This window comes from Achromobacter sp. ACM04 (assembly GCF_014851465.1).
GTDB lineage: Bacteria > Pseudomonadota > Gammaproteobacteria > Burkholderiales > Burkholderiaceae_B > Achromobacter > Achromobacter aegrifaciens.
On sequence record NZ_JACUZS010000006.1, the window covers coordinates 216,347 to 236,502 of the forward strand.

At 67.1% G+C, this 20,156-nt stretch carries 21 protein-coding genes; 10 read left to right on the forward strand and 11 right to left on the reverse strand.

The genetic code is table 11. From position 1 onward, the window contains the following. Positions 1-109: 109 nt before the first annotated feature. Positions 110-1,123, reverse strand: coding sequence for a zinc-binding alcohol dehydrogenase family protein (locus tag IB259_RS29440; RefSeq protein WP_054453241.1), 1,014 nt, complete (start codon positions 1,121-1,123; stop codon positions 110-112). A 15-nt stretch (positions 1,124-1,138) separates the two neighbouring features. Beyond that, positions 1,139-1,933, reverse strand: coding sequence for an SDR family NAD(P)-dependent oxidoreductase (locus IB259_RS29445; RefSeq protein WP_119450069.1), 795 nt, complete (start codon positions 1,931-1,933; stop codon positions 1,139-1,141). 113 nt (positions 1,934-2,046) lie between these two features. Between IB259_RS29445 and IB259_RS29450 the strand changes: the two genes are divergently transcribed. Continuing rightward, the gene (locus IB259_RS29450; protein ID WP_119450068.1) at positions 2,047-2,949 is read left to right on the forward strand and encodes a LysR family transcriptional regulator; all 903 of its coding nucleotides are present in this window, start codon (positions 2,047-2,049) and stop codon (positions 2,947-2,949) included. Positions 2,950-2,965: 16 nt separating this feature from the next. On the opposite strand, the gene IB259_RS29455 is transcribed toward IB259_RS29450, so the two are convergent. Further along, positions 2,966-3,472, reverse strand: a complete 507-nt coding sequence (locus IB259_RS29455; RefSeq protein ID WP_054453235.1) for a DUF6496 domain-containing protein — start codon at positions 3,470-3,472, stop codon at positions 2,966-2,968. Positions 3,473-3,661: 189 nt separating this feature from the next. Between IB259_RS29455 and IB259_RS29460 the strand changes: the two genes are divergently transcribed. Continuing rightward, the gene (locus IB259_RS29460; RefSeq protein ID WP_054453233.1) at positions 3,662-3,877 is read left to right on the forward strand and encodes a dodecin; all 216 of its coding nucleotides are present in this window, start codon (positions 3,662-3,664) and stop codon (positions 3,875-3,877) included. A gap of 820 nt (positions 3,878-4,697) precedes the next feature. On the opposite strand, the gene IB259_RS29465 is transcribed toward IB259_RS29460, so the two are convergent. Then, positions 4,698-5,252: an NADPH-dependent FMN reductase gene (locus IB259_RS29465; RefSeq protein ID WP_192330900.1), complete on the reverse strand. Its 555-nt coding sequence runs from the start codon at positions 5,250-5,252 to the stop codon at positions 4,698-4,700. 130 nt (positions 5,253-5,382) lie between these two features. After that, on the reverse strand, positions 5,383-5,757 hold the full coding sequence (gene hpxZ / locus IB259_RS29470) for an oxalurate catabolism protein HpxZ (protein WP_192330902.1): 375 nt from the start codon (positions 5,755-5,757) through the stop codon (positions 5,383-5,385). A gap of 201 nt (positions 5,758-5,958) precedes the next feature. Between hpxZ and IB259_RS29475 the strand changes: the two genes are divergently transcribed. Continuing rightward, the gene (locus IB259_RS29475; protein ID WP_054453226.1) at positions 5,959-6,498 is read left to right on the forward strand and encodes an antibiotic biosynthesis monooxygenase; all 540 of its coding nucleotides are present in this window, start codon (positions 5,959-5,961) and stop codon (positions 6,496-6,498) included. 20 nt (positions 6,499-6,518) lie between these two features. Here the strand turns inward: IB259_RS29475 and IB259_RS29480 are convergent, their stop codons facing one another. From IB259_RS29480 to IB259_RS29505, 6 genes are read right to left on the reverse strand one after another with little or no spacing between them, the layout of a single operon-like run. Continuing rightward, positions 6,519-7,226, reverse strand: coding sequence for a GntR family transcriptional regulator (locus IB259_RS29480; protein WP_192330903.1), 708 nt, complete (start codon positions 7,224-7,226; stop codon positions 6,519-6,521). 21 nt (positions 7,227-7,247) lie between these two features. Then, on the reverse strand, positions 7,248-8,636 hold the full coding sequence (locus IB259_RS29485) for an AtzE family amidohydrolase (protein WP_192330905.1): 1,389 nt from the start codon (positions 8,634-8,636) through the stop codon (positions 7,248-7,250). Further along, complete coding sequence (locus tag IB259_RS29490; RefSeq protein WP_054453222.1) at positions 8,633-8,815, reverse strand: DUF4089 domain-containing protein; 183 nt, start codon at positions 8,813-8,815, stop codon at positions 8,633-8,635. Before IB259_RS29490 ends, IB259_RS29485 begins: the two co-directional genes overlap by 4 nt. 24 nt (positions 8,816-8,839) lie before the next feature. Further along, positions 8,840-9,661 carry an ABC transporter ATP-binding protein gene (locus IB259_RS29495; RefSeq protein WP_054453221.1) on the reverse strand — a complete coding sequence of 274 codons (822 nt, stop codon included), beginning with the start codon at positions 9,659-9,661 and terminating at the stop codon, positions 8,840-8,842. Continuing rightward, complete coding sequence (locus IB259_RS29500; protein WP_054453219.1) at positions 9,661-10,476, reverse strand: ABC transporter permease; 816 nt, start codon at positions 10,474-10,476, stop codon at positions 9,661-9,663. The genes IB259_RS29495 and IB259_RS29500 overlap by 1 nt, the downstream gene beginning before the upstream one ends. Before the next feature lie 3 nt (positions 10,477-10,479). Then, positions 10,480-11,487 (reverse strand): ABC transporter substrate-binding protein, encoded by a 1,008-nt coding sequence (locus IB259_RS29505; RefSeq protein ID WP_054453217.1) that lies wholly within the window; start codon positions 11,485-11,487, stop codon positions 10,480-10,482. A 292-nt stretch (positions 11,488-11,779) separates the two neighbouring features. On the opposite strand from IB259_RS29505, the gene IB259_RS29510 reads away from it, so the two are divergent. The 7 genes from IB259_RS29510 (at position 11,780) to IB259_RS29540 (ending at position 20,040) form a co-directional block, all read left to right on the forward strand. Then, a complete protein-coding gene (locus IB259_RS29510) occupies positions 11,780-12,691 on the forward strand; it encodes a LysR family transcriptional regulator (RefSeq protein ID WP_192330907.1) in 912 nt (303 codons plus the stop codon). A 126-nt stretch (positions 12,692-12,817) separates the two neighbouring features. Then, the gene (locus tag IB259_RS29515) at positions 12,818-13,489 is read left to right on the forward strand and encodes a DUF4286 family protein (protein ID WP_192330909.1); all 672 of its coding nucleotides are present in this window, start codon (positions 12,818-12,820) and stop codon (positions 13,487-13,489) included. A gap of 45 nt (positions 13,490-13,534) precedes the next feature. Next, positions 13,535-14,854 carry an MFS transporter gene (locus IB259_RS29520; RefSeq protein ID WP_054453211.1) on the forward strand — a complete coding sequence of 440 codons (1,320 nt, stop codon included), beginning with the start codon at positions 13,535-13,537 and terminating at the stop codon, positions 14,852-14,854. Positions 14,855-15,043: 189 nt separating this feature from the next. After that, positions 15,044-16,342 carry an imelysin family protein gene (locus IB259_RS29525; RefSeq protein WP_054453210.1) on the forward strand — a complete coding sequence of 433 codons (1,299 nt, stop codon included), beginning with the start codon at positions 15,044-15,046 and terminating at the stop codon, positions 16,340-16,342. Then, complete coding sequence (locus IB259_RS29530; RefSeq protein ID WP_192330911.1) at positions 16,339-17,847, forward strand: di-heme oxidoredictase family protein; 1,509 nt, start codon at positions 16,339-16,341, stop codon at positions 17,845-17,847. The genes IB259_RS29525 and IB259_RS29530 overlap by 4 nt, the downstream gene beginning before the upstream one ends. After that, on the forward strand, positions 17,847-18,935 hold the full coding sequence (locus tag IB259_RS29535; RefSeq protein WP_175181866.1) for an imelysin family protein: 1,089 nt from the start codon (positions 17,847-17,849) through the stop codon (positions 18,933-18,935). The genes IB259_RS29530 and IB259_RS29535 overlap by 1 nt, the downstream gene beginning before the upstream one ends. Further along, positions 18,925-20,040, forward strand: a complete 1,116-nt coding sequence (locus IB259_RS29540) for a DUF1513 domain-containing protein (protein ID WP_192330913.1) — start codon at positions 18,925-18,927, stop codon at positions 20,038-20,040. Before IB259_RS29535 ends, IB259_RS29540 begins: the two co-directional genes overlap by 11 nt. The last annotated feature ends 116 nt before the right edge of the window (positions 20,041-20,156 follow it).

Here is a 20,156-nt window from a genome sequence, read left to right on the forward strand (position 1 = left end):
TCCCGATTGGGTCGCGCATGCGTTTGCGCGCAGTCGAGTTTGTACTGCTTTCTGCTTGCAATTGCGAGATGCCCCGCCGCCGCGAGCGGCGAGGCATGGCCCACGGGTCCTAGAACCCTTCCAGCACGATCTTGCCCTGCGCCTTGCCGCTTTCGATGAAGGCGTGCGCCCGGCGCAGGTTTTCGGCATTGATCTTGCCGTAGTGCGCGCCCAGGGTGGTGCGCAGCGTGCCTTCGTCGATCAGGCGGGCGGCCTGGTTCAGCAGTTCATGCTGCGCGATCATGTCGGGCGTGCCGTGCAGCGGACGCGCGAACATGAACTCCCAATGCAGCGAGGCCGACTTGGACTTGAGCAGGCGCACGTCGATGGCTGCGGGGTCGTCGATCAGGGCGATCTTGCCTTGCGGCGCAATCGCTTCGGCCATCTGCGCGAAATGCTGGTCGGTCTGGGTCAGGCCGGCGATATGACTGACGTGTTCGAAGCCGATGCGCTTGAGTTCGGCGGCCAGCGGCTGGCTGTGATCGATCACGTGATGCGCGCCCAGCTCGCGCACCCAAGCCTGGGTTTCCGGACGCGAGGCGGTGCCGATCACCGTGAGTCCGGTCAGCTGGCGAGCCAGCTGCACCAGGATGGATCCCACGCCGCCCGCGGCGCCGATGACCAGCAGGCTGCCCTGGCTGGGCGCGGCGTTGTCCAGCACGCGCAGCCGGTCGAACAGCAGCTCCCACGCGGTGATCGTGGTCAGCGGCAGCGCCGCGGCCTGGGCGTAGTCCAGGCTGTCGGGCATGCGGCCGACGATGCGTTCGTCTACCACGTGCAGCTCGCTGTTGGCGCCGGGGCGGTTCAGCGCGCCGGCATACCAGACGCGGTCGCCCGGCTTGAACAGGCTGGTCTTTGCGCCCACGGCGCGCACCACGCCGGCGGCGTCCCAGCCTATGACTTCGGCCTGGCCATCCTTGGGCTTGCGGTTGGCGCGGATCTTCACGTCCACCGGATTCACCGAAATGGCGCGGACTTCGACCAGCAGGTCATGGTCGCCGGGCACCGGGTCGGCGACGGTGATGTCTTGCAGCGCCTCCGGGTGATCGGCGGGCAGGTTCTTGAAATAGGCGATGGCTTTCATGGCGGCTTGTCCGGATCAGATGATGGAACGCACTACGCCGCCGTCCACGCGCAGCGCCGCGCCGTTGGTGGCGGCGGCTTGCGTGGAGCAGGTGTAGACGACCATGTTGGCCACTTCTTCCACGGTGGCCAGGCGGCGCAGCAGCGAAGTGGGGCGGTGCTGGGCGATGAAGTCGCGCTCCATCTGGTCCTGCGTGACGCCTTGTTCCTTGGCCATTTCGGCAAAGAAGTCCGACACGCCTTCCGAGCGGGTGGGGCCGGGCAGCACCGCGTTGACCGTGACGCCGGTGCCGGCGGTCAGTTCGGCCAGGCCGCGCGACACGCCCAGCAAGGCAGTCTTGCTGACGCCGTAGTGGATCATTTCCGCGGGGATCTGCACGGCGGACTCGCTGGAGATGAACACGATGCGGCCCCAGCCGGCGGCCAGCATGCGCGGCAGGTAGTAGCGCGACAGGCGCACGCCGCTCATGACGTTGGTGTCCAGCATGTACTGCCAGTCGTCATCCGTGATTTCAGTGAAGGACTTGGGCGCGAAGTAGCCGGCGTTGTTGATCAGGATGTCGACGTCGGGATGGGCGGCCGAGATCGAGGCCGCGCCGTCGGCAGTGGCGAGATCAGCCTGCACGGTGCTCACGCGCGCAGCGGGAAACTGCTTGGCAAGTGATGCGGCGGCCTGGGCCAGCTTGTCGGCGTTGCGGCCGTGCAGCACGACTTCGGCGCCGGCCTCGGCCAGGCCCGCGGCGATGGCCAGGCCAATGCCGCCGGACGATCCAGTAACCAGGGCTTTCTTGCCGTTCAATTCGATTTTCATGAAGGGGACTCCTTGCGTGTCGGGGAATGGAGCCATGATTACCCAGCCCAAACCAGCGAAAAAGCGGCTAGCATCGCAGTCAGTTTCAATAATTTTTTGAAAATGAGGCGGGCATGGTGCGGTTCGAAGATCTGAAGATATTCATGGCGGCGGCGGACCAAGGCAGTTTTTCCGCCGCCGCGCGCGAATTGGACCTGACGCCCGCAGTCGCAAGCGCCGCGCTCAAGCGGTTGGAGCAGGCCCTGGATGCGCGCCTGTTCGTGCGCACGACGCGCAGCCTCAGGCTGACCAGCGACGGCGCACGCTATCTGGAGCATGCCCGCGCGGCGCTGTCGGCGCTGGACGCGGGCAGGAACGCCGTAGCGCGCAACAAGACGGAGATCTCCGGCACGCTGTCCTTGTCGATCCCGTCCGACCTGGGCCGCCACGTGCTGCTGCCGTGGCTGGACGAATTCCAGGAACAGCATCCGCGCGTCAATTTCCAGGTGCGCATCAGCGACCGCCTGGCCGACCTGTACCGCCAGCCGGTGGATCTGGCGGTGCGCTATGGCACGCCGAACGACTCGGGACTGGTGGCCCTGCCGCTGTCCGAGCACAACCGCCGCGTGGTGTGCGCCTCGCCCGCATACCTTGCGCGCCATGGCGTGCCGCAGGTGCCCGATGACCTGCGCCGCCACAATTGCCTGTCCTTCGTGCTGGGCGAAACCCTGCACGACCGCTGGGCCTTCCGGCGCGAGGGCGCCGCGCTCACCATACCGGTCAAGGGCGACCGCGTCGGCGACGACGGCGAACTGGTGCGCCGCTGGGCCCTGGCTGGCCATGGCCTGGCCTACAAGTCGCGATTTGACGTGCTGGCCGACCTGCGGGCGGGCAGGCTCATCGAAGTCCTGGCCGACTACACCAGCGAGCCCTCGCCGCTATACCTGCTGTGCGTGCACCGCATGCTGCTCTCGCCGGCGGTAAAGCGGCTGCGCGAATTCCTGCACGAACGCTTCAAGGCCTTCGAGGCGGGCTAGCCGGTCTTCTGGGGCTTCAATGCGCGTGGCTGGCCCGTTGGTTTGCCGCGCGCGTGCGGGCGGCTTTCTTCGCGGCAGCGGACCGGCCTGCAGCGCCCTTGGTGGCGGCAGCCTTCTTGGCGGCGGCCGAGCGGGCGGCGGCGCTGCGCTTGGAGGCCGATGCGCTGGCCTGCCGCGACAATGCGGTGCGCGAAGCGGGCTTGGCGCTTTCCTTCTTCAGGGCGGTGGTGGTGGCCTTGGCGCGTTTGGTGGACTTGGCATGCCCATCATGAGACGCGTCGCTGTCCTGCTTCGCCTTGCGCTTGGTCGCCGCGCTGGCCTTCTTCGGCGTAGGCAGGGCCACGCCGGCGCGGCGCGCCTTGGACAGCCCGATCGCGATGGCCTGCTTGGTGGACCGCACGCCATGTTTGCCTTCGCGCACGTGGTCGATTTCCTCGCGTACGAATTCTCCGGCCTGCGTGGAAGCGGATTTTCCTTGCCGTTTGTCGCGCGCCGCTCGTTCCAGGGTTTTTCGTTCAGGCATGACGACACCTCCTTGCTTGCGTTGCGGGAACGGGCTCCGCCGCGCCGAGGCCGGTGCGACGGAACTCGTAACACCACTCTAACGCCGTGGGCGTATGCTGTGTGTTCGAATGGATTGCCGGTCGTAAGCGCCGGAACACCGCCGCCAGACCGACGATGCACGACTCACCCCCCTAAGCGGAGACGAGCTATGTCGAATCATGTCTACAAGCAAATCGAACTGGTGGGCTCTTCCACCAAGTCCACCGACGACGCCATCACGCAGGCCATCGCGCGCGCTTCCGAGACGCTGCGCAACCTGGATTGGTTCGAAGTCACCGAAGTGCGCGGCCATATCAAGGATGGCAAGGTGGCGTACTGGCAGGTCGGCTTGAAGATAGGCATGCGGCTGGAAGGGAACGAGTGAGTCCGCTTGCTGCTTCTTTCTTGAGCACGCCTTCCAAGTGATTGTCGGATAAGGAGTTTTTCAGCTTGTTATCCGACTGTTCAGAGGCTTGTCCACATTCGGTGGGGACAAGCCTGTCTCGCTTGTGGCTGCGGCGCTCAAGGTCCGACGTGGCATCGTGAACCCGCCGGCTGTGGGCGTTTCTTGAGCGGCCCCTCCAAGTGCTTGGCCCACAAGGCTTTTTGCGTCCTGCCCTCATACTGTCCTCAGGCTTATCCACATTTGGCGGGGACAACCTTGGCGCCTCGATACAGCATTTGGGCCATTTTTGACCACCCCTTGCAGGCGCTTGATATGCAAGGGAATTTCCGACCTGCCCTCATACTGTCCTCATGCTTCTCCACAGAACGCGGGGACAAATCCACATTCAGGCGAGACCGCCGCGGAAGTCTGCCCGGGCATCCTGATTTCAGTGGATAAGTGCGTCAAACATCATCCAAAAGGATGATTGCGCAATTTTTGACCGGCCCTTGCAAGTGCTTGGCGGGGCACGGATTTTTCATTCTGCCCCAAGGCTGTCCTCAACCTTCTCCACAGTTGGCGGGGATAAGTGTGAGCCCCCACGCCGCACTCGCTGCGCTCGCTTGCTGCCCCCCGAGGGGGCTGGCCCGCCTTGGGGCGGCCCGGCGGCGGGCCGGTGCCCTGGCGGCATTGGATGCGCCAGCGGCGACCGTCGTCGCTGCAAAAAAAAGCCCCCCGACGTATCGGGGGGCTGGATCGCCCGGAGGTAGACGGGCGATCTCTGCCGGCCGGGAGGAGCCCGCGCCGGCAGCGGCGGCGATCAGGGGTTGAACTTCTTGATCCAGTCCACGTAGCGGTCCACCCAGCCTTGCAGGAATTTGCGGGTGCCTTCGTTGGTGATGTTGTACTCGTCATCGACCAGGCCTTCCGTGTATTGCAGGAAGACCTCGGGCGTGGTCAGGGCGTTGGCGCCCTCGGCGGCCAGGATGTTGCGCAGGTGTTGCTGCATCAACGCGGTGCCGGCAGCGCTGGGCGAAGTGCCGACGATGCCGACGGCCTTGCCGGTCCAGGAGTTCTGGCCCCAGGGACGCGAACCCCAGTCGATGGCGTTCTTGATGGCGGCGGGCACGGAGCGGTTGTGCTCGGGCGACACGAACAGGATGCCCTGGGCGTCGGCGATCTGCTGCTTGAGCTTGGCGGCGGGGCCGGGCAGGTTGTTTTCGTTGTCCTGGTTGTAGAGCGGCACGTCGCCCAGGCTCACGTATTCGAACTTGAAGTCCGCGGGCACCAGCTTTTCCAGCGCGCGGGCCAGCCGCAGGTTGAACGAGGCAGCGCGCAGGCTTCCGACGAAAACGGCAATCTTGTAGGTGCTCATGGGGCGCAGGCTCCAAGGGGTGGACGGGAATGTCAGTGTAGACCTGTAAGCAAGCCCGCTCAATCTCGATCGCGGATATGTTTATTCATGATCATGACGCGCTGATGTCGGCTGCGCGCGGGCTGGCGCATCAGCTCATCAGGCTGACATGGGCAGCGACCACGCGCCATCCTTCAGGCGTGCGCATCCAGGTCTGGCTTTGCCGGCCGATGCGGTCGCTGCCGTCGCGCTGGAACTCCAGATTGGCCGTCGCGAAATCCTGGCCGTAGGTGGTGACGACCGTGCGCAACACGCGGCGGGCCAGGCCTTGCGGCGAACGCGCCGCGCGAAAGGCGCGGATGGCATCGTAGCCGTAGAGGTTTTCGCCCGCGCCATAGCGCAGCGTGTGAGGGCTGTTCCAGAAGAGCCCATCCAGCACTTCCACCTGGTTGTTCACCAGGGCGGTTTCGTAGCGGTCCAGGGCGGCTGTGACCTCCGCCACGACGTCGGGCAGATTGATATCCATGCTTGCTGCTCCAGTTGGCACCGTTCTGGTGCGAAATATAGGGGTAATCACCAATGTGGTGTGTCTTGCGGTGCGGCGCACCCATCTCCGCGGCCGCGGTCTTTCGGCCTCGTCGGGGGGGCGCGGCGCGACGATCCTGGCATGCCGCTTGCTAGGGTTAATACTGCATAACAAGCTACGCGCCGATCCAGGAGTTCCGCCATGTCCCGTTCCACCGTTCCCGCCCCGGTCACCATGCTGGTCACCCGGCACATCGCACCCGAACGCTATGGCGATTTCCTGTCCTGGATGCGCCAGGGGGAGATCCTCGCGGCAGGTTTCCCGGGCTTTCTCGGGTCCGGCGTGCTGCAGCCCGCCGAAGGCGGCGACCAGTACCAGATCGTCCTGCGTTTTGCCGACGCGGCCAGCCTCGCCCGCTGGGAAAACTCCCTGCCGCGCCGCATGTGGCTCGAACGCGGCGCGTCGCTGGTGCGCGCCAGCCACGAGCGCCGAGTCAGCGGCACGGATGACTGGTTCGCGCCCAGGACCAGCGCGCCGCCGCGCTGGAAGCAGGCCGTCAGCATCTGGCTGGCTTACTTTCCGGTGTTGCTGGCGTTTTCCGTGCTGGCCAGCGAACCGTTGAGCCTCTTGCCGGTGTTCTGGCGGGTGCTGATCACCAGCGTAGCGTTGACGCCCGTCATGGTGTTCATCTGCATGCCCCTGGTGGCGCGCATGCTGCAGCGCTGGCTGCGGGCGAGCTGAAGCAGGCATGCGCGGCCGGTTCAGGCCGCGCGCGCGCTGCGGGAGGAATACAACCGGTGCAGCGTGATCTTGCGCACCGCCGCCTGGCTGCCCTGGATATGCGCGTTCAGCAGCGCAACCGAGCGTGCTGCGTCGCCGGCCAGCGCCGCGTCGAGTATGGCCGCGTGCTCTTCGTAGGTCTTGCCGATGCGTTCGGGTAGCGTGAAGTCCAGGCGCCGCACGATGCGGATGCGCTCGGTGGCTGCGCGGTGCACGCGCGCGATCTCGGGGTTGCCTGCGGCGGCCACCAGATCGATGTGAAAGCGCTCGTCTAGGTCCGCCAGCCGCTCGCTGTCGGCGGATCGTTCGCTTGGGTCCACCAGCCAGATGTCGGCCAGCGGGCGCAGCGCGCGCTGGCGTTCGGCGGCGTTGGCCGCTGCGCACAGCGACTGCACCGCGGCCGCCTCCAGCACGCTGCGAAGCTCGTAGAAATGGTCCAGCGTGTTGAAGTCCAATGGCTTTACCAGCCAGCCATTGCGCTGGCGCACCTCCAGATAGCCTTCCCGCTCCAGCCGGAACAGGGCCTCGCGCACCGGCGTGCGGCTGACCTGCAGGCGGTCGGCGATCTCGGTTTCAGTGAAGCGGTCGCCCGGCGCCAGCCGGAAGTCCAGGATGTCCCGCTTCAGCGTGCCGTAGGCGGTGTCGGCCAGCGTGCGCGGTATGTCGATGACGGCGAAGGCGGTTCCCATGTGGTGGCCTCGGAGCGGTGGTTAAAGAGAGCGTAGGCGGGCAATGCCGGCCTGCTGCAGCGCATGTGCGGCGCGCAGGCAATCGGCTTCGCGCCACGGCGCGCCGATCAGTTGCACGCCCAACGGCAGGTGATCGTCCTGTCCGGCTTCGGGCCAGACCGGCGCGGCGCAGACCGGCAGCCCGATGCACGACACCGGCTGCGTCAGGATGCCCATGCTGGCGCGCGCCGGCAGCCGCTGGCCGGCCAGTGTCAGCCAGTCTGCGCCGATGGGCGTGGCCGGCACCGGCGTGGCGGGGGCGATCAGTACGTCGTAGTGTTCGAACAGCGCCAGCGCTTCGCGATAGACGCGATGGCGGATGCGCTGCGCCTGCTGCGCCCAGGTTGCGGGCATAAGGCTGCCTGCGACCAGCCGGTCGCGCGACAGCGGTTCGTAGTAGTCATAGTGCGTAACGAGCTTGCGGCGGTGCAAGGCGCCGCCTTCCGCCGCGCTGATGACGAAGGCCGCGGCGCGGGCTTGGGCCGCGCCCTGGAGTTCGACGACGGCCGTGGCGTCCAGCGCGTGCGCCGCGATCTCGACGGCACGGCGTGCCTGCGGTCCGGCCCATTCGGCGAAGTAGCCGCCAAGCACCGCCACCCGCAGTCCGCGCATGCCGCCGGCCAGCGCCGCCAGCGTGGGTTCGGCCGGGCGTTGGGCGCAGGCCACGTCGTCGGCGTCCATGCCCTGCAGCGCGTCGTAGGCGGCGGCAAGGTCGCTGGCGCTGGCCGCGAACGGCCCCAGGTGGTCGAGGCTGCCGACGAACGGAAACGAGCCTGCGCGCGACAAGCGGCCGAAGGTGGGCTTCAGGCCGAACACGCCGCACAGCGAGGCGGGCACGCGGATCGAGCCGTTGGTGTCCGAGCCCAGCGTCAGAGGCACCAGGCCGCCCGCGACCGCGGCGGCGCTGCCGCCGGACGAGCCGCCGGCGATGCGGGTGGTGTCGTGAGGGTTGCGGCAGGGGCCGTAGTGGCTGTTTTCCGTGGTGAAGCCATAAGCGTGCTCGTCCATGTTCAGCGCGCCGACCAGCACCGCGCCGGCCTCGCGCATGCGTTCGACCAGTCTGGCGTCGCGCCGCGCGGGCGGGTTGGAGGCGTTGACCCGCGCGCCGGCCAGGGTGACCTGGTCGGCGATGTCGAACAGGTTCTTGACCGCATAGGGCACGCCGGCCAGCGGCGGCAGCGGCTCGCCGCGGGCGCGGCGCGCGTCGATGGCCGCCGCTTCCTGCCGCGCCCGGCTTTCGGTGATGGCGGTGAAGCAGTTGTAGCGCGGATCGCGCTCGCGCACGCGCGCCAGCGTGGCGTCCAGCACCGCCATTGCGCTGCGTTCGCCGGCGCGGACCTGGCGCGCGATATCCTGCGCGGGGCCGCTCACGGGCGGAACACCGCGGCAGATTCCAGCTCCACGGCCAGCGGCTCATCGACGAAGCCGGCCGCGATGTCCTGGATGCGCGCGAACTGCTGCGCCACGTCGGCCACGGCCTGCTCGCGCAAGGCATAGCCGGCCAGCGCCAGGGCGCTGCGCACGTATTGGTCGATGGTTTCCTGGGTCATGGCGGACTCTCCGGTACGGGTGATTTACTTGCGCACTTCGCGCTGGAAGATTTCCAGGCTGAGCTTCTTCATTTCGATGAAGCTGGGTTCTGACAGCGTCGCCACCGTGCGGGGGCGCGCGTCGCGGTAATCCAGGATCTCCGCGACCCGGGTGGGCCGCTTGGTCAGCAGCAGCACCTGGTCGGCCAGGTACACGGCTTCCTCCAGGTCGTGCGACACCAGCAGCATGGTGGTGCCGGTCTGCATGAAGACCTCCTGCAGCTTTTCGCGGATGAACAGCGTCATCTCGAAGTCCAGCGCGGAGAAGGGCTCGTCCAGGAACAGCACCTCCGGTCCGGGCGCCAGCGCGCGCATGATCGAGGCGGTCTGCTGCTGTCCGCCGGACAGTTCATAGGGATAGCGGTTCAGGTCGAACTTGACGTCGAACGAGGCCACCAGCTCGGCGACCCGCGCATCCACCTCGGCCTTGCTGCGGCCTTCCAGGCGCAGCGGATAGGCGATGTTGTCGATGGTGCGCAGCCACGGGAACATGGCCTCGCGGTAGTTCTGGAAGACGTAGCCGATCTTGGTCTGAGCCAGCGACTTGCCGTCGAACAGGATCTCGCCCGAGTCGATCGGAATCAGGCCGGCGATCATGTTGATCAACGTCGACTTGCCGCAGCCGTTGGGGCCGAACACCGAGACGATCTTGCCCTTGGGGATGTCGAGGTTGAAGTCCTCGTACAGCGGCCAGCCGGCGAAGTACTTGGTCAGCCCGCGTATGGTGATGTGGGTGCCCAGCGGGCCGGGCTCGAACGGCGCGGCGGCAGGGCCGGGGGCGATGACGGGATTGAGGACGGTGGACATCAGCGGCCGCTCCAGTGGACCACGCGCTTTTCCAGCACGAGAAAAAGAATGTTCAGCACATAGCCGAGCGCGCCGGCGGCGAGGATGGCCGCATACATGTCACGCACGTTCAGCACCTGCTGCGCATTGATGATGCGATTGCCCAGGCCGCTGTCGGAGCCGATGAACATTTCGGCCACGATCACGATGACCAGCGCCATCGACACGCCGCTGCGCAGGCCCACGAAGGTGGGCTGCAGGCTTTCCCAGATCAGCACGTCCTTGAAGATGCGCCAGCGCGACGCGCCCATCACGCGCGCCGCCATGACACGCTGCTTGCGGGCGTTGATGACGCCGTACGCGCTGTTGAACAGGATCACCAGCACCGCCGCGAAGGCCGCGATGGCAATCTTGTTCATGTCGGTGACGCCGAAGATCATCAGGAACAGCGGAATCAGCGCGGAAGAGGGCGTGGAGCGGAAGAAATCAATCAGAAACTCCACGCTGCGATAAGCCTTTTCGTTGCTGCCCAGCAGCACGCCCAGCGGCACGCCGATCACGCCCGCGATGAGGAAGGCCTGCAGTGTGCGGTTCAGCGACGCCAGGAAGTCCGCCAGCAGCGGGCCGCCCGCCATGCCCTTGACCAGCGCCGCAAGCGCCGCGCTGGGCGTGGGCAGCAGCACAGGGCTGACCAGTTGCAGGCGCACCACCAGGTCCCACACCACGAAGAGCGCCAGCGGGCCGATCAGCGGCAGCAGGCGGCTCGTGTCGAATTTGCGCAGGGGCCGCGCTGTCGCGGCCGGGCCGGCCGCGGTTGTTGCAGTGGTTGCGGTCATGGCTTAGCCCTTGTAGAGCATGGTCGAGACGTCGACCTTCTGGGCGAAGACGCCCTTGTCGGCGAACAGGTCGAAGAATTTCTGGAAGTGCTGGATGTCGCCGGGCGTGAACTCGTTGTAGAGGGTGTAGGCGGCCAGCGGCACTTCCTCGGTCATCGGACCTTCGATGGCGGTGTAGCCCTTGAGGTAGGGGCGGGCCTCTTCCGGCTTGCTGCGGATCAGTTCGATGCCGCGTGCATAGGCGGCGATGAATTTCCTGCTTTCCTCGGGATGCTTCTTCAGGAAGGCGGTGGTCAGCGATGCCGACCCGCCGAACCACGGCGCCATCGGATCGCCCAGCACGTACTTGGCGATGACGCCCGATTCCAGCACGCGGGTGGTGCCGTTCAGCCTGCCCACCGTGCCCGTGGGCTCCAGCGTGTAGCAGGCGTCCAACTGGCCGGCGGCGACCGCGGCGACGTGCTGGCTTATCGCCAGCTCGACCACGGTCGCCCCGGTTGCGCCGGCGCGCTCCAGCACTGCTTTGGCCAGCGTGGCGTTCTGGATGCCGGGTCCAGATCCGACCTTTTTCCCCTTGAGGTCTGCGATGGATTTGATGGGACTGTCTTTCGCGACGATGAACTCATCCAGCACGTGCTTGGCGTTGCTGGGATTGGACGCAAAGATCTTGAACAGGCCGGGCGAGGCGATCTCGCCGATGGCCAGGTTGGCCGAGCCGGTGCCGTTGGCGCTGCCGTCCGCGCGGCCGGCCAGCATCGCTTCCATGACCTGCTGCGCGCCCGCGAATTTCAGCGGCTCGACGTTCAACCCGGCCTCCTTGAAATAGCCCTTTTCCAGCGCCGCGTAGAACGGCAGGCCGGCCGCCACGGGCCAGAAGCCGATGCGGATGACGGGTCCCGACTGCGCGCGCGTCAGCGCCGGCGCGGCCAACGTCGCGGCGCCCAGCGCGGCGCCCTGGATCAGCCGGCGGCGGGTGGCGTTGAAGGCATGGGGCGCGTTGCGGTAGATCATGAGGGAGCTCCTGGTGTGCAAGGAAAGTGGCGCTTGTAGACAAGCTGGCATACCAGGCATCAAGCAAGAGCCGTGCCAACTTCGTCCGGGGCGGCAGGCGCCCAGGGAGCGTGGCGGGCCGGCCTCGCGCTGGTGCCTCGCCTGAACCACATTGGTGCACGGCGCACCATTGAAGGGGACATAACCGGGCCTGTGTCGCGCTGCGCGCGATGGCGTAGCATGTGGGCGGATCGGAGCGTGCCGCTCCGGGTTCGTGAACCCTTGCGCGACGCCCTGGCTGCGTCATACCGAGATGAATACGCGTTTTGTCGAAGCCTTTCTGTGGTCGGCGCGCCTGGGCAGTTTCCGGGCGGCGAGCGACCGTCTGCACATTACCCAGGCCGCCGTGGCCAATCGCATCGCGTCGCTCGAAGAGGACATAGGCGCGCGCCTGTTCGAGCGCGACGCCAAGGAGCTCAGGCTGACGGCCACCGGCACCCGGCTGCTGGACTATGGCGAACGACTGCTGGAGATCCGCCAGCAGATCCTGTCGCTGGGCAAGGGCGGCGACGAGGTCTTCGGCCTGGTGCGTATCGGCGCCATCGAGACCGTGGTGCACACCTGGCTGATCGGCTTCCTGACCAATCTGCGCTCCACCTACCCGGGCATCGAGGTCCAGCTCACCTCCGAAACCACGCGCGCGCTGCACCGGGGCTTGCGCGAGGGCACGCTCGATATCGCGCTGCAGACGGACCTGCTGAACGACAGCGGCATCATCAGCACCGCCTGCCTGCCAATGGAGATGGGCTGGGTCGGACCGGCTGGCGACGAGGACGCTCTGAGCGCGCAACAGCTGCTGAGCGAGCCGGTGCTGACCATGAGCCCGGGATCGCAGCCGCACGAAGCGCTCAAGGCCCTGTACCGCGAAGTCGGCATGCCGCAGGGCAAAGTGCACTGCGTCAGCTCGATCTCCGCGCTGGCGCGGCTGGTGCGCAGCGGCTTCGGCCGGGCGCTGGTGCCGCTGCCGCCCATCTATGAATATGTGGCGCGAGGCGAGGTGCAGATCATCCGCTGCGACATCCCGGTGCCGCCCCAGCTGCTGGTGGTGAGCTATCTGGAAAGCGCCGGGTCGGACGCGATCCGGTTGGTGGCCGAACTCGCCAGCCGCGCGTCGGACCAGTTCACGTCGTCGGTCGCTGCGCCGCGATTGGGTTCGGCGCAATAGTGTTATCCCTAGGGCGTCTTTCAGTAATTTTATTGCCGCGCAGAAGAATTACTCGTTTGTCCCGGGGCAGCCGGCCGGCTGAAGATGGAGCCTTCCGTAATCGAAGGAATTTCCTGTCTTCCGCCCATGAGCACGCGCACCGAATCCACTCTCCCGCCGCACGGCCTGCTGTTCGTCGCCACTGACGCCGACCCCGCCCACGAAGCCGATTTCAACCGCTGGTACGACCGCGAACACGTGGAAGAACGTGTGCGCATCCCCGGCTTTCTGTCGGGCGCGCGCTACCTGTCGCGCGCAGGCGGCCGCAAGTATCTGGGCCTGTATCGCACCGAATCGCTGGCCGCCTTCACCACGGCGGGCTATCGCAAGGCGTTCGAGCGCCAGACCGAGTGGTCGGTGACCAACCTGGACCGCATGCGCGACCCGATGCGCCGCGTGTGCGCCGTGCGGGCCGTGACGGGCTTTGGCTCCGGCAGCGAGATCGCGGTCCTGCCTCTGCCGGCGACGGATGACAGCGAAGCGCTGGTGGCGCGGGCGCAGGCGCTGGGCGCCGAACTGGCGCAGGCGGACGGCTTCGTGCAGTCCTACCTGCTGGTGCCGGACGCGGCGCTCAGCACGCCGCTGCCGCGCGAGTCCGCCGAAAACCGTGTGCTGGCGCCGCTGTTCGTGGCGGAAGCGAGTTCCGCGGCCGCCGCGCGCGTCCTGCGCGACCGGGCTTGCAGCGCGTTCGATACCGATCCGGCGGGCGCCTGGCTGCTGGAACTGGGCTGGAAGCTGACGGCCGCCGACCTGCGCTGAGCCCATTGCGGCCAGTCACCAAACATCCGATTCAAGGGGAATCCCATGGCTGAACAAACGCTATACGGCGCCGCGGCGGTCAAGACCGCGGCAGCGCCCAACAAGATGCGCAGGCTGGCCCTGGCCAGTTCGGTCGGCACCACGCTCGAGTGGTACGACTTCACCATCTACAACCTGATGGCTGCGCTGGTATTCAACGCCATCTTCTTTCCGTCCTTCGACCCGCTGACGGGCACGATCCTGGCGTTTTCCACCTATGCCGTGGGCTACGTGTCGCGGCCCCTGGGCGGCTTCGTCTTTGGCCACCTGGGTGATCGGCTGGGACGCAAGTTCGTCCTGGTCGCCACCCTGGTCATCATGGGCGTGTCCACCGGCCTGATGGGGTTGTTGCCGACCTACGCGTCCTGGGGCGTGTGGGCGCCGGTGGCCCTGGTGGCCTTGCGCTTTGTACAGGGCGTGGCGCTGGGCGGCGAATGGGCTGGCGCGGTGCTGCTGTCGATGGAGCATGGCAAGCCGGACCAGCGCGGGCGCAACGCTTCCTTCACGCAGATCGGTCCGTCCTGCGGCACGCTGATAGGCACGGGCTTCATCGCCGCGGTCTCGGCCTTCCTGAGTCCCGAGGACTTCCAGGCCTGGGGTTGGCGCGTGCCCTTCGTCTCCAGCGTGGCGCTGGTGCTGTTCGGCCTGTGGCTGCGCCGCGGGGTGGAGGAAACGCCCGTGTTCCTGGAAATGGAGCAGAAGCGCGAAACCGCCGCCACGCCCATCAAGGAAGTGCTGGGCCAGTACTGGCGGCAGCTGCTGATCGCGGGTGGCTCGCGCATCGGCTCCGACGTGCTTTATGCGTTGGTGGTGGTGTTCACGCTGACCTACGTCACCACGGTGCTGCACCTGTCGCGGCCCATGGCGCTCACCGCGACCATGCTGGGCGCCGCGCTCAACGCGATTGCGGTGCCGCTGTGCGGGCATCTGTCAGACAAGATCGGCCGCCGTCCGGTGTATCTGGCGGGCGCGGTACTGGGCATGATCTGGGCCTTCGTCTTCTTCGTGCTGATGGACACCGCGCATCCCATCGCCATCTGCGCTGCCGTCGTGGTGGGCTTGCTGATCCACGCGCTGATGTACGGCCCGCAGGCCGCCTTCATCACCGAGCAGTTTCCGGGCCGTGTGCGCTATGCGGGTTCGTCCCTGGCCTACACCCTGGCCGGCATCGTCGGCGGCGGGTTCGCGCCGCTGATCATCGCCAGCCTGTTCAAGTCCTGGAACTCGACCTTTGCCATATCGCTGTACGTGGCGGCGGCGCTGATCGTGACGGCGGTGGCGGTGCTGGCTGCCAGGGAAACGGCGAAATCTCCGTTGCAACGCTGAGGCGCATCTAGGCCGGCCAGGCGCCGCCCGGACTGGAGTCCGGACGGCGCCTGGCGGTTCAAAGAAATGTCAGGTATCTGACTTTATTCTGAACACCAAACGAAAATTGTTTACACTCTCATCCTCAAAATTCGAGGTTGAGCGGGCCGCCGTGGGGGCGGGATCCGTTCCTGTTACGGGAGAGAGTCGATGCGCAAGTTGCTGTTGGGAGCGGTGTTGGCCGCTGCGGTGTTCGGGGGGACGGCCCAGGCTGCGGCCGAGCCCAAGGCCGTGGTCGCCACGTATTCGGATCTGGCGCTGGCCGGCTACGAAGACTCGCTGACTTCCGCCAAAGCCCTGCGCACCGCCATCGACGCCCTGATCGCCAAGCCCAGCGCCGAAACGCTGAAGGCCGCGCGCGAGGCCTGGCTTGCGGCGCGCGTGCCGTACCAGCAGACCGAGGCGTACCGCTTCGGCAACCCCATCGTCGACGATTGGGAGGGCCGTGTGAACGCATGGCCGCTGGACGAAGGCCTGATCGACTACGTCGACGCCTCCTACGGCACGGAAAACGACGAGAACGCCTACTACGCCGTCAACGTCATCGCCAATTCCAAGATCTCTGTGGGCGGCAAGACCGTCGATGTCAGCAAGATCACGCCCCAGCTGCTGTCCGAGGTGCTGCATGAAGCCGACGGCAACGAAGCCAACGTGGCCACGGGCTACCACGCCATCGAATTCCTGCTGTGGGGCCAGGACCTGAACGGCACCGGCCCCGCGCCGGCAGACCGCAAGGGCACGCCGCAGGAACGCCATGCCGGCAACCGTCCGCACACCGATTTCGATCCGAAGCAGTGCACGGGCGGCCACTGCGAACGCCGCGTGCAGTTCCTGAAGGCCGTGACCGATCTGTTGGTGACGGACCTGGAAGAGATGGTCGGCAACTGGAAGAAGGACGGCGCCGCGCGCAAGGCCGTCGAAGAAGATCCGAAGGCCGGCCTGATCGCCATGCTGACCGGGCTGGGCAGCCTGTCCTACGGCGAGCTGGCCGGCGAACGCATGAAGCTGGGCCTGATGCTGCATGACCCCGAAGAAGAGCATGACTGCTTCTCGGACAATACGCACAACTCGCACTATTACGACCAGATCGGCATCCGCAACGTCTACCTGGGCAGCTACACCCGCATCGACGGCAAGACCGTCTCGGGCGCCAGCCTGTCGGAACTGGTGAAGGCCCGCGATCCCAAGCTGGACGCCGAGGTTCGCGCCAAGCTGGACGCCACCGTGGCCGCCATGCAGGCGATGAAGACGCGCGCCGAAACGGTCGAAACCTACGACCAGATGATTTCGGACGGCAACAAGGAAGGCAATGCCGTGGTCCAGGCCGCCATCGACCGCCTGGTCGACCAGACCCGCAGCCTGGAGCGCGTGATCGCCCTGCTGGACCTGGGCAAGGTTGCCATCGAAGGTTCCGACAGCCTGGACAAACCTGACGCCGTATTCAAGTGAAACTCGTTTTAGCCGCCGTACTGGCGGCGTCGGCCCATGCCGGCGCCGCCGCCGCTCCAACCGGGCGTGACGACCTCACGCCCGAAGATCTGAAACGCGTGACCGCCATCACGGCGCCCACGCGCGATTTCTCCAAGGTCGAGACCTTCGAGACCATGCAGGCTGGGGCCGCCACCACCAACAAACTCATCAACGCCGACATCTTTTCGCAGCCGTCGGCCAACATGAGCTTCGAAGGGCGCCAGGAATTCCAGGTCGGCAACGGCCTGTTCCGCAAGGACTGGGTCTCGGCGCCGGCTTCCACGCAGGCGTCCGATGGCCTGGGCCCGCTCTTCAATGCGCGTTCCTGCCAGGCCTGTCACACCAAGGACGGACGCGGCACGGTGCCGGGCTTCGATCCTTTGGAACGTACCGATGCGGTAGCGCTGTTGCTGCGCCTGGCGGTGCCGCAGGGCGCCGACCGCGGCCACCCCAAGCTCGCGCCGGGCGAGATCGCGGCCTTGCCCGAACCCGTTTACGGCGTGCAACTGCAGAACTTCGCGGTCGCGGGCCTGCCCGCCGAAGGCCGCATGGAGATCGAATACCAGCCGGTCCCGGTCGCGCTCAACGGCGGTGAAACCGTCACGCTGATGAAGCCGGCCTACCGCATCGAGAACCTGGGCTATGGCCCGATGCGCGCGGACACGCAGATCTCGCCGCGCCTGGCGCCGCCCATGATAGGCCTGGGCCTGCTGGAATCCATCCACGAAGCCGACATCCTGGCCAACGTGGGCGCGGACAAGCGCGACGGCATTGTCGGCAAGGCCAACTGGGTCACCGACGCGCGCACTGGCGCGCGCGTGCTGGGCCGCTTCAACCTGAAGGCCGGCCAACCCACGGTCGAGCAGCAGAGCGCAGCCGCCTTCTCCAACGACATGGGGCTGTCCACGCCTCTGTTCCCTCAGCATTCCGGCGACTGCACGCCTTCTCAGAAGGAGTGCCTGGACATGCCGCACGGCGCGCAGCCACGCTTCGGCCCCGAGGAAGTGCCGGCCAAGCTGATGGACTTCGTCACCATCTATTCCACCAACCTTGCCGTGCCGCAGCGCCGTGACGCCGACGATGCGCGGGTGCTGGCCGGCAAGAAGCTGTTTTACGAAGCCAATTGCGTCGCCTGCCACGTGCCCAAGTACGTCACCAGCCGCAACGCCAAGCAGCCCGAGCATCGCTTCCAGCTGATCTGGCCTTACACCGACATGCTGGTGCACGACATGGGCGACGATCTGGCCGACGGCGTATCGGACGGGCTGGCCAATGGCCGCGAATGGCGCACGCCGCCGCTGTGGGGCATCGGCCTGACCAAGACCGTGAACCCCAATGCCACCTGGCTGCATGACGGACGCGCGCGCACCTTGCTGGAAGCCGTGCTGTGGCATGGCGGCGAGGCCAAGCCGGCGCGCGATCGCGTGGTGGCGATGACGCCGGAAGAACGCGCCGATCTCATTCGTTTCCTGGAGTCGCTGTGATGGCCGGATTTGCAAAGCTGATGTTCAAGCGCGCCGCGGCCGCGACGCTGGTCCTGGCCGCACCCTCGGCCGCGCTGGCCGCGCCGCCCTCCGACCTGGGCGAGCGCCTGGCGCGCGATTACGCCCGTCCCGCCGTGGCCAGGATGGTTGACGCGGCGTCGGCGCTGGACGGCGCGCTGGGCGGCTGGTGCGCGCAGCCCGGCGCAGCCGACGCGAAGCGCGTCAAAGAGGCTTTCGAAAATCTGGCCCTGGCGTGGTCCGGCATCGAGTTCCTGCGCTTCGGCCCGCTGGTGCAGGCCAACCGCTACGAGCGCCTGGCGTTCTGGCCCGATACGCGCGGCGTCATGCCCAAGCAGGTGCAGGCGCTGATCACCGCCCAGGACGGCGCCTTGCTCGTGCCCGGTGCACTAGCGGGACGCAGCGTGGCCGTGCAGGGCCTGCCCGCGTTGGAATACGTGTTGTACGGCGAGCCGGCCTTGCTGCGGCAGGATGGCGGACAGGTCGGCACCTACGCCTGCGATTACGCCCGGGCGGTGGTCGCCAACGTCAGGCAGATCTCGCGCGATGTAGCTCAGGCCTGGAGCGCCGAAGGCGATTTCGGCCGGCAGTTTGCGCAACCCAAGGCCGGCAACGACCTGTACCGCGACCAGCAGGAAATCGCGGCCGAGGCCATGAAGTCGCTTTCCACGGGATTGCAGTTCGCACGCGACGTGAAGATCCTGCCGGTGCTGGGCGACACGCCGGAAGCGGCGCGGCCCAAGCGCGCCGCATTCTGGCGCAGCCAGCTGTCCACGCGCCTGCTGGCGGCCAACCTGGAAGGGCTGCAGGCCTTCTACCAGGCGGGCGCCTATGCGCTGCCCAAGGGCGATGCCTGGATGGCCGAGTCCGTGCGCGGTGAACTGGCCAGCGCGGCGCGCACGCTGCTGGATGTGCCAACGCCGTTGGAGCAGGCCCTGGCTCAGGAGGACGGGCGCAGGCAACTGACGCTGGCGGCGCTGACCCTGAAGAACGCCAAGGCCATCGTCGACGAGAATCTGGCGCCGGCCCTGGGCGTCACGATCGGATTCAATGCGCTCGATGGCGATTGACCGGCGCCGCTTCCTGTCGCTTGCGGCCGCGCTGGGCCTGGGTCCGGCGGCGGCGTTGGCGGCTGCGCCCAAAGACGGCGAAGTCCTGTACCTGAGCGCGCGCAAACGCGGCGGGCGCGACGAAACCGCGCTGCTGGACGCGGCCGGGCATGACCGGCTGGTGGTGCCGATGCCCGCGCGCGGACACAGCTTCGCCATCGATGCCGCGGGGGAACGCGCGGTCGTCTTCGGCCGCCAGCCGGGCTTCTTCGCGCTGGCCTTCTCGCTGCGCGGCGGCGAGCCCCAGGCCTTGCCCATGCACGAGGAACGCCACTTCTTCGGCCATGGCGCCTACGTGGACGGCGGCCGGCTGCTGGCCGCCACCGAAAACGATTTTGAAGCGGGCCGGGGCGTGCTGGGGCTGTACGACGCCTCGCCCGGCGGCGCATACCGCCGTATCGGCGAATTCGACAGCGGCGGCATCGGTCCGCATGAAGTCGTGCTGATGCCCGACGGCAAGACGCTGTGCGTCGCCAACGGCGGCATCCTGACGCATCCCGACTACGGCAAGCTGGAGCTCAACCTGGACACGATGCGGCCCTCGCTGGCCTACATCGACGCGGCCAGCGGCGAGCTGCTGGAAAAAGTGGAGCTGGAGCCCGCCTTGCACCGCCTGTCCATCCGTCACCTGGCGCTGGCCGCCGACGGCTGCGTCTGGTTTGGCTGCCAGTACATGGGTCCGGCCTCCGACCGGCCGGCGCTGGTGGGACGGCACAGGCGCGGCGCGCAGCTGGAACTGTTCGAAGGACCCACGCAGGCGCTGCGCCAGATGCGCAATTATGTCGGTTCGGTGGCGGTGGATGCCGCGGGCGCCGTGGTCGCGACATCCAGCCCGGTGGGCGGGCAGGTGATCTACTGGGACGCGGCCAGCGGCCGTTGCCTGGGCACGACCGAACTGGCCGATGGCTGCGGCGTGGCGCCGGCCGCCGGAGACGGCTTCCTGCTGAGCAGCGGCCTGGGAGCGATGCTGCGCACCGACGCGTCCGGCAAGGAGCAGCCCGTGCTGGCGCCGTCGCGCGAGGTCTCCTGGGACAACCATTTCCGCAAAGTTCCGGCGCGGGCCTGAACCCGCGTGCTTACAAAGCTTGACACAACGGGGCCGCGATGCGGCCCTTATCGCAAGCGCCATCTGATAAAGTTTTCGGCTGCTTTTTTCAGGCCGCCAGGCGTCCGTTGCCGGGA

Bases quoted from the DNA above. Each gene is read 5' to 3' on its own strand.
- IB259_RS29440 (WP_054453241.1), bottom strand. From the start codon at position 1,123: ATGAAAGCCATCGCCTATTTCAAGAACCTGCCCGCCGATCACCCGGAG.
- IB259_RS29445 (WP_119450069.1), bottom strand. From the start codon at position 1,933: ATGAAAATCGAATTGAACGGCAAGAAAGCCCTGGTTACTGGATCGTCC.
- IB259_RS29450 (WP_119450068.1), top strand. From the start codon at position 2,047: ATGGTGCGGTTCGAAGATCTGAAGATATTCATGGCGGCGGCGGACCAA.
- IB259_RS29455 (WP_054453235.1), bottom strand. From the start codon at position 3,472: ATGCCTGAACGAAAAACCCTGGAACGAGCGGCGCGCGACAAACGGCAA.
- IB259_RS29460 (WP_054453233.1), top strand. From the start codon at position 3,662: ATGTCGAATCATGTCTACAAGCAAATCGAACTGGTGGGCTCTTCCACC.
- IB259_RS29465 (WP_192330900.1), bottom strand. From the start codon at position 5,252: ATGAGCACCTACAAGATTGCCGTTTTCGTCGGAAGCCTGCGCGCTGCC.
- hpxZ (WP_192330902.1), bottom strand. From the start codon at position 5,757: ATGGATATCAATCTGCCCGACGTCGTGGCGGAGGTCACAGCCGCCCTG.
- IB259_RS29475 (WP_054453226.1), top strand. From the start codon at position 5,959: ATGTCCCGTTCCACCGTTCCCGCCCCGGTCACCATGCTGGTCACCCGG.
- IB259_RS29480 (WP_192330903.1), bottom strand. From the start codon at position 7,226: ATGGGAACCGCCTTCGCCGTCATCGACATACCGCGCACGCTGGCCGAC.
- IB259_RS29490 (WP_054453222.1), bottom strand. From the start codon at position 8,815: ATGACCCAGGAAACCATCGACCAATACGTGCGCAGCGCCCTGGCGCTG.
- IB259_RS29495 (WP_054453221.1), bottom strand. From the start codon at position 9,661: ATGTCCACCGTCCTCAATCCCGTCATCGCCCCCGGCCCTGCCGCCGCG.
- IB259_RS29500 (WP_054453219.1), bottom strand. From the start codon at position 10,476: ATGACCGCAACCACTGCAACAACCGCGGCCGGCCCGGCCGCGACAGCG.
- IB259_RS29505 (WP_054453217.1), bottom strand. From the start codon at position 11,487: ATGATCTACCGCAACGCGCCCCATGCCTTCAACGCCACCCGCCGCCGG.
- IB259_RS29510 (WP_192330907.1), top strand. From the start codon at position 11,780: ATGAATACGCGTTTTGTCGAAGCCTTTCTGTGGTCGGCGCGCCTGGGC.
- IB259_RS29515 (WP_192330909.1), top strand. From the start codon at position 12,818: ATGAGCACGCGCACCGAATCCACTCTCCCGCCGCACGGCCTGCTGTTC.
- IB259_RS29520 (WP_054453211.1), top strand. From the start codon at position 13,535: ATGGCTGAACAAACGCTATACGGCGCCGCGGCGGTCAAGACCGCGGCA.
- IB259_RS29525 (WP_054453210.1), top strand. From the start codon at position 15,044: ATGCGCAAGTTGCTGTTGGGAGCGGTGTTGGCCGCTGCGGTGTTCGGG.
- IB259_RS29535 (WP_175181866.1), top strand. From the start codon at position 17,847: ATGGCCGGATTTGCAAAGCTGATGTTCAAGCGCGCCGCGGCCGCGACG.
- IB259_RS29540 (WP_192330913.1), top strand. From the start codon at position 18,925: ATGGCGATTGACCGGCGCCGCTTCCTGTCGCTTGCGGCCGCGCTGGGC.